The organism is Streptomyces sp. SCSIO ZS0520, from assembly GCF_025643355.1.
GTDB classification, from domain to species: domain Bacteria; phylum Actinomycetota; class Actinomycetes; order Streptomycetales; family Streptomycetaceae; genus Streptomyces; species Streptomyces physcomitrii.
In genome coordinates this window covers 4196630-4209481 of record NZ_CP092644.1, presented here as the reverse complement: position 1 = coordinate 4209481, position 12852 = coordinate 4196630, and the positions used below count along the sequence as shown (strand labels likewise).

Genomic DNA, 12852 nt, shown 5'->3' with positions numbered 1-12852 from the left:
CCCTTCTCGCATGAGGAGAGACATGGAAACGTACGACGTTCGCGTGTGGAGCGTCCGCCGGCGAGCCAGTAAGAGCGCTCCGTTCCAGGTGCGTTGGATCGTGGCAGGCGAGGAGTTTCAGGAGCCCTTCCGGACGAAGACGCTCGCCGAGGCGCGCCGGTCGGCTCTGGTGTCAGCCACGAGTCGGGGCGAGGCATTCGACACCGAAACCGGGCTTCCGGTCTCGGAACTTCGGCTCCTCAACCGCACGACCTGGTACGCACACGCGCGGGACTACGCCTCGCTGAAGTGGCCGACGGCCGCCGCCAAGCATCGTGCCAGCATCGCGGAGAGCCTGACCATCGCGACGTTGGCACTGTGCCCGTCCGGTCGGGGGCGCCCTGAGTCGGAACTGCTGCGACGTGCCCTGTACCAGTGGGCGTTCAACGCCGGGCGCCACGCTGAGGAGCCGCCCGCCGAGGAGGCTCGCGCGCTCACCTGGGTTGAGAAGAACTCGCCTGCCATGACGGAACTCGACAGCGCCAAGCGCATGCGCGCTGTACTGGATGAGCTGGCCAAGAAGAAGGACGGGAAGGCCGCTGCCGCGAATACGGTCCGCCGCCGGCGGGCAGTGCTGAGCAACTGCCTGCGGATCGCAGTGGAACGCGAACTCCTGCCTGGCAACCCCCTGCATCGCGTCCACTGGGAGACGCCGAAGGCTGTGGAGGAGCTGGACGAGCGGAGCGTGGCGACGCCCGCCCAGGCGCGCACGCTCCTCAACGCGGTTCGCGAGCAGGGGGAGCGGGGCGCACACCTTGAGGCGTTCTTCGGCTGCATGTACTACGCCGCGATGCGTCCCGAGGAAGTCTCAGTTCTGAGTGTCGATCAATGCGAGTTGCCCGATTCCGGCTGGGGACGCCTGAGCCTGGCGGGAGCGCGCCCGCAGGTCGGGTCAGGGTGGACCGACGACGGGAAGCCGTACGAGGAGCGAGGGCTCAAACACCGTGCCCGCCGAACAATCCGTCCCGTGCCGATCCCACCTGCCCTCGTGACGCTGCTGCGTCAGCACATCGAGCAGTACGGCACAGACTCCGATGGCAGGCTCTTCCGGGCAATCCGGAACGGCCCCGTGCGCTCGCAGGAGTACGGATCCGTGTGGAAGGAAGCCCGCCGTGGTGCGCTCACCCCTGCTCAGGTCGCCTCACCGCTCGCATCAATCCCGTACGACCTTCGGCACGCCTGCGTCTCGTTCTGGCTTCGCTCTGGGGTGAGCCTCGCCGAGACAGCCCGTCGGGCCGGACAGAGCATTGCGGTTCTTCAGCGGTACTACGCCAAGGTGCTCGACGGCGAGGAAGCTCGGATGAACGAGCTGATCGACAAGGGCTTCGAGGAGCATGCGGACGACGCCCCGCAGCACACGGCCAATGAGCCGGATCCTGGCCGCAGGTTGGCCGTACGCCCTGATCAGGACCGGGATACCGGCGAGACGGGGTGAGACAGGCTGAACGCAGAAGGGGTGCCTCTCGCGGAGAGGCACCCCTTCTGACCAGCTACTTCCCTGACCTGCGGAGGCGGTGGGATTTGAACCCACGGTGAGGGGTTACCTCACGACGGTTTTCAAGACCGTTCCCTTAGGCCGCTCGGGCACGCCTCCCCGCGCCGGGCGGGGCCGCGGCGCGGGGACAAGAGTAACGGCTCAGTCGTCGTCGCCCTTGCGCTGGCCCAGGGTGACGTCCACGGTGTGCTCCTGGCCGCCGCGTTCGTAGGTGAGCTTGACGGTGTCGCCGGGCTTGTGGGTCCAGATCTCGCCGATGAGGGTGGGGCCGCTGTCGATGACGGTGTCGTCGAGCTTGGTGATGACGTCACCGGGCTTGAGGCCGGCCTTGTCGGCGGGGCCGCCGGGGGTGACGGGTTCGGCGCCGCCCTCGCCCTTCTCGGTGATCTTGGCGCCGGCGCCCTGCTCCTGGAGGCTGACCGAGGCGCCGATGACGGGGTAGACCGGTTCGCCGGTCTTCATCAGCTGGGAGGCGACGGTGCGCGCCTGGTTGATCGGGATGGCGAAGCCGAGGCCGACCGAGCCGGGCTGGCCGCCGCCGATGCCGCCGCCGCCCTGGTCGCCGGACTGGATCGCGGAGTTGATGCCGATCACCGCGCCGCGCGAATCGAGCAGCGGGCCGCCGGAGTTGCCGGGGTTGATGGAGGCGTCGGTCTGCAGGGCGCTCATGTACGAGGGGTTGCTGCTGCCCCCGTCGCTGGAGGCCACCGGGCGGTCCTTGGCGCTGACGATGCCCGTGGTGACCGTGTTGTTGAGGCCGAAGGGCGCGCCGATGGCGATGGTGGAGTCGCCGACCGCGACCTTGTCCGAGTTGCCGAGGGCGAGCGGCTTGAGGTCCCCGGGGGCGTTCTTCAGCTTGATGACGGCGACGTCGTAGCCCTGGGCCCGGCCGATGACCTCGGCGGCGTACTTCTTGCCGTTGGAGAAGGTCGCCGAGAGCTTGCCGCCCTCGGCGGCGGTCGCCACCACGTGGTTGTTGGTGAGGATGTGGCCTTCCTGGTCGTAGACGAAGCCGGTGCCGCCGGTGTCGCCCTGGCCGCCGCCGCCCGAGGCCTCGATGGTGACGACGCTGGGCAGCGCGCGGCCCGCGATCCCGGCCACCGAGGTGGGGGAGCGCTTCAGCCCGGCCTGGCTGTCCGCGGAGACCGTGGTGGAGCTGTTCGTACCGCCGTCGTCGTCCTTGTTGTCGGCGATCAGATAGCCGACGCCGCCGCCGACCGCGCCCATCAGCAGCGCTCCGGCGAGCACGCCCGCGATGAGCCCGCCGCGACGGCGCTTCGGCTGCTGCTGGTGCGGGTGGTAGTCAGAGCCCCAGTGGTGGCCGCCGCCGCCCGCGCCTCCCGCGTACGAGGGCACCGCGGGCGGCGGCGGAGGCGGCGGCCAGCCTCCGGCGGCGCCGCCCTGACCGGGGGCCGGGTGGCCGCCCTGGTGCGGGTCCGGGGCGCCCTGGGCGTGGGCGGCCGGGGACTGCGCGGGGGGGCGGGGGGCTGGTGGTGCGGGGGTTCTGCGGGGCGGGCGGGGGGGTGCTGTGGGCGGCGGCGTCCGCCGGGCCGCCGGGCGCGGCCGGGGTCTCGGGGGCCGTCCCGCCCGTGGTCCCGGGGTCCCCGGTGTACGCGGGGGGTCCGCCGGCGTCCGTGGTCCCACCGGGGGTGGCGGGACCGCCGCCGGTGTTCTGCTCGCCGTTCCCGGTCCCGGCGTTCCCGGTGTTGTCGCCCTTCCCGGTGTTCTCGCCGTTCCTGGCGCTCTCGGGGTTCACAGCTCTACTCCTCGCTCCACGGCTGTCCTGTCCGGCACGGGTCGCAGGGGTGCGCCCGGCGCGCTCCAGCTGTGCACTTCTGACCGCTCCCACCCTTTCCCAAGCGGCGTCAGGGCACCATAAGGCGATGCTGTGCGTTCGGCGCCACCGTCCGCACTCGTCGGGGCCATCCTCGGCGGTCGGCGGGGGCCCCGCATCCGGTGCGGGCCCGGCCGGGCCGCGTACCGGCGCCGATGGCACGATGACGCGGTGAACCACGCTCGCCAGATCCAGGTCGTCGCCCACCGCGGTGCCTCCGAGGACGTACCGGAGCACACCCTCGCCGCCTACCGCAAGGCCATCGAGGACGGCGCCGACGCCCTGGAGTGCGATGTCCGGCTGACCGCGGACGGGCACCTGGTCTGCGTGCACGACCGCCGCATCAACCGTACGTCCAACGGCCGCGGGGCGGTCTCCGCGCTGGAGCTCGCCGATCTCGCCGCCCTCGACTTCGGCTCCTGGAAGCAGCACGGCGCCCAGGAGCGGGCCGAGGCCCCCGACTGGGCGGACACCTCCGTACTGACCCTGGAGCGCCTGCTCGGGCTGGTCGCCGAGGCGGGCCGCCCGGTCGAGCTGGCCATCGAGACCAAGCACCCCACGCGCTGGGCGGGCCGGGTGGAGGAGAAGCTCCTGGAGCTGCTGCGCCGCCACGGGCTGGACTCGCCGCCCTCGGCCGCCGGCCCGGGCCCGGTGCGGGTGATGAGCTTCTCGGCCCGCTCGCTGTACCGGGTGCAGGAGGCCGCGCCGGGGCTGCCCACCGTCTATCTGCTCCAGTTCCTCTCGCCGCGCCAGCGCGAGGGGCGGCTGCCCGCGGGGGTGCGCATCGCGGGGCCCTCGATGCGGATCGTGCGCAATCAGCCGGGGTACGTGGCGCGGCTGAAGGAGGCCGGGCACCAGGTGCATGTGTGGACCGTCGACGAACCCGCGGACGTGGAGCTCTGCGCCGAACTCGGCGTGGACGCGATCATCACCAACCGGCCCGCCCAAGTCCTCGCCCAGCTGGGCCGATAGCGGCCGGGGCCTGCCCGATCCGCTCCTCGTCCCGGGGGGCGGTCACGGGGAGTGCACCGGCGCGTTCGGGACGTACGCGATCGTCACATGTGCGTCACCGCACTCCGTCTGTTCGGTTTCCGCCGTGTTGCCGGAGGGCATTCAGTCCGTGGCGTGGGGCGAAGGAGGTCTCGGGGGTGGCGTTGGTGGTGGCACAGGAAGTGCCCACGTCGTCGAGCATGGCCGTTCCCCATGGCCCTGCGGGCGTGGGGCAGGCGAGGCGCCGGATGCGCGCGGAACTGCGGCGGCGCGGAGTGGCCGAGACGGTCCTCGACGACGCCGTACTCATTCTTTCCGAACTGCTCAGCAACGCCTGCCGGCACGGCAGGCCGCTGGGCGAGGAGCAGTCCGGGGACGGAGAGGTCCTCGCCGCCTGGCGGGTCGAGGACGACGGGCTGCTGACCCTGGAGGTCACCGACGGCGGCGGGCCGACCCGCCCGATGCCGTCCACCCCCTCGGTGACGGCGCACGGCGGCCGCGGACTGAACATCATCTCGGCGCTCGCCGAGGAGTGGGGCGTACGCGACGGCGTCACCGGCGAGGTGACGGTCTGGGTGGCGGTACGCGACTGCCCCCTCCAGCTGGCCGCGCGCAGGCGCCGCGAGGACCTCGCCGCCCGGGTCACGGCCCCCGCCGTCTCCTCGCTCGCGGGGCTCGACCTCACCGCGGCCTTCGAGGATTTCGAGGACTGAGGGGACGGCCGCCCCGGCCGGGCCCGCCGGTCGGTCGCCGCCCGTCCCCCTCTCTCCCGGACCCGTCCCGACTCCCGCCCCGACTCCCGTCCCGCGCGCACCCGTTCGCGCCGTGGCGGCGGCCGCCGTCGCGGTGGTGGTGAGGGGTTAGGCTCGCGCCCGTACGAGACGAGCCGCTACCGGGAGACAGCCACGATGGCCAAGAAGCGCCCCCAGGCGAAGGGCAAGCCGCAGTCGAAGAGCGCCGTCGAGGGTGAGGTCCCCGTCGTCGGCGCCCGGGAGCCCTGCCCCTGCGGTTCGGGCCGCCGCTACAAGGCCTGCCACGGCCGGGCCGCCGCGCAGGCGGTGACCGAGCTGGTGCAGCGCCCCTTCGAGGGGCTGGCCGGTGAGCGCGACCTGGTGGCGCTGCGCGAGCTGGTGCCCGCTGCCACGGCCGTGCTCCATTTGAAGGAGAAGCCCGCGGACGTCCCCTCGGTGACGCTGGCCACCGTGCTGCCGATGGCCTGGCCCGCGCTGCGGCGCGAGGACGGCTCGGTGCTGCTCGGTCTGCAGAACGACACCGCCTCCGGCGACCTGAGCCGCGACCTCGCGGACACCTTGCAGCGGGCGCTCACCGTCGCCCCGGGCACCCCGGTGGAGGCCCGCCGGGCTCCGGCCGAGGGGCCGCGGCTGCAGGATCTGCTCGACCCCGAGGCGGAGTTCGCGCCCGAGGTGCACACCGGCTTCGAGTTCTGGGTGCCGGACAGCGAGTCGGCGTCGCCGGAGGTCGCGGCCTCCCTGGAGCGTGCGAACGAGGCGGCGATCCCCACCGAGCGGCTGACCCAGGTGGACGCGGCCTACTGGTGCGAGACCCCGGAGAAGAACCATCTGCGCTGGGTCATGCCGCACGCGGAGGAGGAACTCCTCGACGCGCTCGCCCGGTTGCACGCGGCCGGCACCTCCGGGCTCGGCGAGGGCACCCGGCTGGTCGGCTCCTTCCGCGCGCACGGACTGACGGTGCCGGTCTGGGACCTGCCGCGCGGGATGTCGGCGGCGGACACCGAGAAGCCCGCGGCCGCGTTCGCCGAGCGGCTCGCCGATGCCCTCGCGCGCACCGAGCCGCTCACCGGCGAGGAGCGCCGGGCGCGCGGCGGGCTCACCAACCGCCAGGTGACGCTGAGCTGAGCCGGGGGACACGCGAGGACGGGCTGCGCCGGGGAGTGCGCGAGGCGGGGGCGTCGGAAAAGGGTGCCGGTGCGGTCGCCGGAAAGGACTGCCCGGCATTCGGACAGGCTCCTCGGGTGACTCGCGTCACAACTGCCTGTCTCCGCAGGTAAATCAGCAGACAAATAACCGTCTTCGAATTTGCAGAACCCCGATTCCTTGTTACCGTTCAAGGAGCCCGGTTGCTGGTGCATCCCCCGTCGCCAGCAACCGGGTCTTTCCATTGGCGCCCGCGGACGGACCCGTTCCGCCGCCCTCCCGCCCCGCCCAAAGCCCCCCGGCCTGCGCCGAGTTGGCAGCCTGGGCCGCACCGCCCCGCCGAACACCCGAGCGGCGCATAGGGCTCCCTGGCCGGAAAACGCTTTCGTGGCCGTATACACGGCGCGGTGCGGGAACTTGCGTACGCGCATCGCACACCTAAGTACGCAGAAGAAGCCGCATAAGCGGTGGCTTACCTGAATTCACCTCCGCAGCGGGCAGTCCGCCGAAGCACCCCCAGAGGCGTACGCGAGGTACGTTTCCCCCGCCCCGCGCACGCCCCTGGCGCACACTCCGGCGCGCGGGCTCGGCGCCACGCGCCACCGCGCATCCACCCGCCGCCCGGGCCGGCGCGCGGGCCGCTTCAGAACGGCGGGCAGCTGCGGGCGGCCGCGGAAAGAGAGGCCGCCTCGGACCGGGAAGGGCCGCTTCAGAACTCCGAAGGGTTGAGACCGGTACGGGTCAGGGTGTCCACCAGGACGTCCGCGACGGCCTCGACATCGGGCAGCCAGGGCGTGCTGGACCCCGGCAGCGGGGCGCGCTCCCAGCGGACCGGGCCCGCGCCGGTCTCCGAGGGCGGCAGGGCGACATAGCCGCCCTCGCCGTGGAAGCGCAGCGAGCCGGGCACATGGTCCTTGGCGTAGAGCAGCTCGCCGAGGCGGGGCAGCGTGTACGGGGCCACCAGGAAGGTCACCCGCTCCGGGGTGGCGAGGACGGGGCCGAGGCGCATCTGCATCGCGTCGAGGGCGGCGAGGGCGCGCTCCCCCTCCGGCGCCGGGAGGCTGACCGCGCAGGGCGCGCGGCCGCCGGTGGCGAGCAGCACCGGGGCCCAGGGGCGCCGCGTCCACCACCAGCGCACCATGCGCTCGTCGGTGGTGGCCGCAAGGAGTCCCGGTTCGAAGGGGTGCGCGCCGGGTGCCGCGCAGTCCGGGTCGGGACAGGAGCAGCACCGTGAGCCGCGCTCCCGGCAGCCCGCGCCCGGGAGTACCGGCCACTGCCAGGCGCTCGCGTAGAAGACGGCCGCACCGCGCGCGTCGGGGCGCCGGGAGAGCCGCCGGAACAGGTGCCTGCGTCGCCTCTGGAGGATCTCGCGGATCTCGCGCATGAGCGCTCGTTCCTTTCCGTTGACCGCTGGCAGGACGTCGACCGCTGGAGAACGCTGCGGACCACTTCACACAAAGGAGCCGGACCGTGCACTGTGCGTACGTACTGGCGCGTCACGCCCCGGGCCCGCCTGGCGGGGCCCCCGGGGCGGCATCTCGGCCGCGTCCCTGCTGGTTCCGATCGGGCGCCGCTTGCTCTCTGGCACCGCTACCGATCGAGCACGGGCCTGGCGCGGGGGTGGCGATGCCTGGCGAATTGCCGTCCCGCGTAGTGCCTGGAGTCTGAGCCACGGAGGATGGGGACCCGGCCTTCGCCGACTAGGACGCCCGGCGGGGCCATCAGGTTCCGGGGCAGGCCAACTGCCCCTGACTCACATCGATTACGTACCCATCCCGACCGCTGTGACGCTCCGTCGAGCGGTCCCAGTCGACCCCAATATGCCGTTACCTCCGGCATTTTTCAGTCAAGTTGAAGTCGCCGCCCGCGCCCCCGTGGACACCGGGAATCCTCGCAGGACGATGCTGGACATCCGCTCTTCGGTGCGTGTACATCTGGAGGCACTGCCGCCGGCGCAGAAAGTCAGGGGGTTTGCGATGTTTTCGCGCAGAACGCACTGGCCGGAAGGCCTGATGCCATGAACACCCCTCGCCCGCCGAAAGTGGCCGGAATCGACCCCACCGTTCCCGCCCCGTCTCACACTCCGGAGCCTCCGGCGCCCGCGAACCCCCCGGGCGGGGAGTCCCCCGCCGCCCCCGCCGAGGCGCTCCAGGACCAGCTGGCCGGCTGGGTCTCCGACCTGACCACGCTGCACGACCTCACCGAGGACCTCGCCCGCACCGGCACCCTCGACACCGCCCTGCACGAGGTGCTGCGGGCGGGCGCGCTGCTGGTCGGCGCCCGGCGCGCGCTGATCGTCGTCGAGCCGGGCGACGGCACCGAGACCACGGTCGGACTCGGCCTCGGCCGCGCCGACCTCGGGCACATCGAGACCGTGCCGCGCAACGCGACCTCCTACGGGCGCCTCCTGGACGCGCCCGCCGACCAGAGCGGCACCGCCCGCGAGATCACCCACCCCGACCTGCTCTCCGAGGACGACCTCGACCCCCGCCACCGCGAGGTCGCCGCCCGCCTCGGCTACGCCGCCAGCTACGCCCTCCCGCTGGAGAGCGCCGAAGCCGGCCGCGTGGGCGCCGCGGTCTGGCTCTACGACGAGCCCGCCGAACCCTCCGAGCGGCAGCGCCACCTCATCGGCCTCTACGTGCGCCAGGCCACCGAGCACCTCGCCCGGCTGCGCGAGCTCGACCACGCCCGGGCCACCGCCGCCACCCTCGCCGAGGAGCTGCTGCCGCCCCGGCTGCCCCGGGTCGCCTCGGTGCAGCTCGCCGCGCGGCACCGCACCTGCGAGCGCGGCGGCGGGGACTGGTACGACGCGCTGCCGCTGCCCGAGGGCGCCCTCGGCCTCGCGGTGGGCTCGGTGACCGGCTCCGGGCCGAGCGCGGTGGCCGCGATGGGGCGGCTGCGCGCCTCGCTGCGGGCGTACGCCGTCCTGGAGGGCGAGGACCCGGTCGCGGTCCTGTCCGACCTCGAACTGCTGCTGCGGCTGACCGAGCCCGCGCGCAGCGCGACCGCCCTCTTCGCCTTCTGCGAGCCCGCCCTGCGCCGGATCACCCTGGCCGGGGCCGGGCACAGCCCGCCGCTCCTGGTCGGGGCCGAGCGCACCGAGTTCGTGGAGACCTCGCTCTCCGCGCCGCTCGGCATGCTGGCCTGCTGGGAGGCGCCGAGCGTGGAGGTCTCCACCGAGCCGGGCGAGACCCTGCTGCTCTACACCGACGGGCTGCTGCACCGCACCGGCGAGCCCATGGACCGCGCCTTCGCCAAGCTCCACGCCGCCGCCTCGGGGGCGGCGCGCGCGGTGCGCGAGGACCCGGAGGCACTGGCGGACCATGTGCTGCGCACGATGCTGCCGGACGGTCTCGACCGGGCGGAGAGCGAGGAGGACGTGGTGCTCCTCGCGGCCCGCTTCGCCTGACCGGCTCCTCCCCCTTCTCCGCCTCCGCCCCTTTCCTCACCTACACCCCGCACCTCCCCGTATCTGCGGATCGAGGCCCTTCCGTACGCCCGTACGATGGAGGTGGTCATATGCCGTACAGAGGAGGACGACCGTGGCGGACGAGCTCACCCCGGAGACCCCGGAGGAAGAAGAGCCGATCAAGCAGCGCAAGAACGGCCTGTACCCGGGTGTCTCCGACGAGCTTGCGGAGAACATGCGGTCCGGCTGGGCCGACACCGAGCAGTACGCCCTGGAGCCGATCGCCCAGGCCGGCCACACCGCCCGGCGCCGCGCCGCGCTCTCGGCGCGCTTCCCCGGCGAGCGCCTGGTCATCCCGGCGGGCAACCTGAAGACCCGCTCCAACGACACCGAGTACCCCTTCCGCGCCTCGGTCGAGTACGCCTACCTCACCGGCAACCAGACCGAGGACGGCGTCCTGGTCCTGGAGCCGGAGCGGGACGGCCACCGGGCCACGCTCTATCTGCTGCCCCGCTCCGACCGGGAGAACGGCGAGTTCTGGCTGGACGGCCAGGGCGAGCTGTGGGTGGGCCGCCGCCACTCCCTGACCGAGGCCGGGAAGCTGTACGGGATCCCCGCCGACGACGTCCGCGAACTGACCGGGCGGCTGGCGGAGGCCACCGGCCCGGTCCGCGTGGTGCGCGGCCACGACGCCGGGATCGAGGCGGCCCTCACCGACAAGGTGACCGCCGAGCGCGACGAGGAGCTGCGGGTCTTCCTCTCCGAGGCCCGCCTGGTCAAGGACGAGTTCGAGGTCGGCGAGCTGCAGAAGGCCGTCGACTCCACGGTGCGCGGCTTCGAGGACGTGGTGAAGGTCCTCGACAAGGCCGAGGCCACCAGCGAGCGCTATATCGAGGGCACCTTCTTCCTGCGCGCCCGCGTCGAGGGCAACGACATCGGCTACGGCTCCATCTGCGCGGCCGGCGCCCACGCCTGCACCCTGCACTGGGTGCGCAACGACGGCCCGGTCCGCTCCGGCGACCTCCTGCTCCTGGACGCCGGGGTGGAGACCCACAGCCTCTACACCGCCGACGTCACCCGGACCCTGCCGATCAGCGGCCGCTTCGACGAGATCCAGCGGAAGATCTACGACGCGGTCTACGAGGCGCAGGAGGCCGGTATCGCGGCGGTGCAGCCGGGCGGCAAGTACCGCGACTTCCACGACGCCTCGCAGCGGGTGCTCGCCGAGAAGCTGGTCGAGTGGGGCCTGGTCGAGGGCCCGGTCGCGCGCGTGCTCGAGCTGGGCCTCCAGCGCCGCTGGACCCTGCACGGCACCGGCCACATGCTCGGCCTCGACGTGCACGACTGCGCCGTCGCCCGCACCGAGACCTATGTGGACGGCACCCTGGAGCCGGGCATGTGCCTGACCGTCGAGCCCGGACTGTACTTCCAGGCCGACGATCTGACGGTGCCGGAGGAGTACCGCGGCATCGGCGTCCGTATCGAGGACGACATCCTGGTCACCGAGGACGGCAACCGGAACCTCTCCGCCGGGCTCCCGCGCCGCTCGGACGAGGTCGAGCTGTGGATGGCGAAGCTCAAGGGCTGAGCGAGCGCGGCCGGTTCGGCGGCTGAGCGAGCGCGGCCGCCGGACGGCCCCGGCAGGGGTCCTCGGCCGCAGGACCGGTGAAGGACCGGGCGCCCTCGGGGGTGCCCGGTCCTTCGCTGTTGCATCCGGGCCCCGTATTTCTGGGACCCCGCCCCGGTGACGCCCCCTCAGCCGGTGCTGACGCGCAGCGGGTCGATGAAGCTGTTGCGCAGCAGCAGTGCCACCGCGCCGATGGCGCCCGCGCGTTCGCCGAGGGCGCCGGTGACGACCCGGCGCCGCCCGCCGCCGGTCACCGCCCGGGTGGTCGGCCCGACCAGGTGGTCACCGGCGGCGACGACGGTCGGCCCGGTGAGGACGACGACCTCCGGGTCGGCCAGCATGCAGGCGTTGTGCACGGCGTCCCCGAGCAGTTCCCCGACCTCGCGCAGGGCCAGGACCGCCCCCGGATTCCCCTCCTCCGCGGCGGCACAGACCTCGGCCAGGCTCGACGGACTCGCGGCAGACCTCACGGGGCGCGCACCAGAAGGGCTCATGGGATCCGAGGGACTCATGGAGCCCGCGCCCGAAGTACCCGCGGGATCCGCCGTGTTCGAGGTTCCGGCGCCGTTCGAGGACCCGGCACCCGGATCCGCCGCCCCGGACGCCGCCCGCATCGCCCGGGCCGCGCGTGCCACGATCCCGGCGGCCCCCGCCACCGCGTCCAGCGTGGTGCGCTCCCCGTCCGGGCCCGGCACCAGGGTGGCGCCGAAGCGGCCCGCGGCGCCGTCCCAGCCCCGGTGGAGGGCGCCGCCGGTGATCAGTGCCGCGCCGACGCCGTCCTGGAGGACCACGCAGAGCACGTGCCGGTGGCCGCGGGCCGCGCCGAAGCGGTGCTCGCCCACCGCCACGGCCTTGGCGTAGTTGTCGAGGTCGACCGGCACCCCGTACCGCTCGGCGACCAGCGCGCGCAGGTCGAGCGGGGCGAGGCCGGGGTCGTCCCAGGGCCGCAGCCGCCGGCCCTCGCTGTCCCGCAGGTGCGCGGCGACGGCGAGGCCGATGCCGATGACGGTGCCCTGCCGTTCGGCGCCGCGCGCGAGGAGGACGTCGAGGAGCCGGGTGACCTGCTCGACGCAGGCCTCGGGGCCCTCGCGCAGCCGGGAGGGTTCGCGCACCTCGTGCAGCACGGTGGCGTTGAGGTCGGTGAGCAGGGCGGTGGTGGTCGCGGTGCCGATGCTGATCCCGAGGGCCATCCGGCTGCCGGGGGTGAACTCGTACAGCCGGGGCGGGCGGCCGCCGGCCGGGGTGCCGCTGCCCGCCTGCCGGACCAGGCCCTGGGCGCAGAGGCGTTCGACGATGTCCATCACGGTCGGCAGGCTGAGCCCGGTCTCCCGGGCGAGGTCGGCGCGGGAGACCAGTCGGCCGGTCCGCAGCAGGCCGAGGACGAGGGCGGTGTTGTGCGCCCGCACCGAATCCGGCCGTCTGGCCTCGGTCGACTCCCGCGCGCCCGGCACCGCGGGATCCCGCACCTCGGTGGCCTCCCGCGCGTCCGGCACCGCGGAACCCTGCACCTCGGTGGCCCCCTGCGCATCCGGCACCGCGGAACCCCTCACCTCGGTCGGC

The 12852-nt window shown here is 73.5% G+C and carries 9 protein-coding genes and 1 tRNA gene; 6 read left to right on the top strand and 4 right to left on the bottom strand.

What is annotated here, in order from left to right; genetic code table 11:
• Window positions 1-22 precede the first annotated feature (22 nt).
• Window positions 23-1474, top strand: coding sequence for a tyrosine-type recombinase/integrase (locus tag MID12_RS16375; protein WP_263168123.1), 1452 nt, complete (start codon window positions 23-25; stop codon window positions 1472-1474).
• A 71-nt stretch (window positions 1475-1545) separates the two neighbouring features.
• On the opposite strand, the gene MID12_RS16370 is transcribed toward MID12_RS16375, so the two are convergent.
• Both MID12_RS16370 and MID12_RS16365 read right to left on the bottom strand, forming a co-directional pair.
• A tRNA-Ser gene (locus tag MID12_RS16370) sits at window positions 1546-1633 on the bottom strand.
• 42 nt (window positions 1634-1675) lie between these two features.
• The gene (locus MID12_RS16365; protein WP_263168121.1) at window positions 1676-3178 is read right to left on the bottom strand and encodes a S1C family serine protease; all 1503 of its coding nucleotides are present in this window, start codon (window positions 3176-3178) and stop codon (window positions 1676-1678) included.
• Between the two features lie 361 nt (window positions 3179-3539).
• Between MID12_RS16365 and MID12_RS16360 the strand changes: the two genes are divergently transcribed.
• From MID12_RS16360 to MID12_RS16350, 3 genes are all read left to right on the top strand, one after another.
• On the top strand, window positions 3540-4340 hold the full coding sequence (locus tag MID12_RS16360; RefSeq protein ID WP_040251503.1) for a glycerophosphodiester phosphodiesterase: 801 nt from the start codon (window positions 3540-3542) through the stop codon (window positions 4338-4340).
• An 89-nt stretch (window positions 4341-4429) separates the two neighbouring features.
• Window positions 4430-5071: an ATP-binding protein gene (locus tag MID12_RS16355; protein WP_263168117.1), complete on the top strand. Its 642-nt coding sequence runs from the start codon at window positions 4430-4432 to the stop codon at window positions 5069-5071.
• 195 nt (window positions 5072-5266) lie between these two features.
• Entirely contained in the window at window positions 5267-6235 is a 969-nt protein-coding gene (locus MID12_RS16350; RefSeq protein ID WP_263168115.1) for an SEC-C domain-containing protein, read from the top strand.
• 727 nt (window positions 6236-6962) lie between these two features.
• Here the strand turns inward: MID12_RS16350 and MID12_RS16345 are convergent.
• Window positions 6963-7628 (bottom strand): bifunctional DNA primase/polymerase, encoded by a 666-nt coding sequence (locus MID12_RS16345; RefSeq protein ID WP_263173196.1) that lies wholly within the window; start codon window positions 7626-7628, stop codon window positions 6963-6965.
• Between the two features lie 642 nt (window positions 7629-8270).
• Here MID12_RS16345 and MID12_RS16340 point away from each other — a divergent pair.
• Both MID12_RS16340 and MID12_RS16335 read left to right on the top strand, forming a co-directional pair.
• Window positions 8271-9665 carry a PP2C family protein-serine/threonine phosphatase gene (locus MID12_RS16340; RefSeq protein ID WP_263168113.1) on the top strand — a complete coding sequence of 465 codons (1395 nt, stop codon included), beginning with the start codon at window positions 8271-8273 and terminating at the stop codon, window positions 9663-9665.
• Between the two features lie 133 nt (window positions 9666-9798).
• Entirely contained in the window at window positions 9799-11253 is a 1455-nt protein-coding gene (locus tag MID12_RS16335) for an aminopeptidase P family protein (protein WP_040251490.1), read from the top strand.
• Window positions 11254-11420: 167 nt separating this feature from the next.
• Here MID12_RS16335 and MID12_RS16330 read toward each other — a convergent pair whose 3' ends face one another.
• Window positions 11421-12827 (bottom strand): ROK family transcriptional regulator, encoded by a 1407-nt coding sequence (locus tag MID12_RS16330; protein ID WP_263168111.1) that lies wholly within the window; start codon window positions 12825-12827, stop codon window positions 11421-11423.
• Window positions 12828-12852: the final 25 nt, after the last annotated feature.

Coding starts and splice junctions, on each gene's coding strand:
- MID12_RS16340 (WP_263168113.1), top strand. CDS start 8,271: ATGAACACCCCTCGCCCGCCGAAAGTGGCCGGAATCGACCCCACCGTT.
- MID12_RS16375 (WP_263168123.1), top strand. CDS start 23: ATGGAAACGTACGACGTTCGCGTGTGGAGCGTCCGCCGGCGAGCCAGT.
- MID12_RS16350 (WP_263168115.1), top strand. CDS start 5,267: ATGGCCAAGAAGCGCCCCCAGGCGAAGGGCAAGCCGCAGTCGAAGAGC.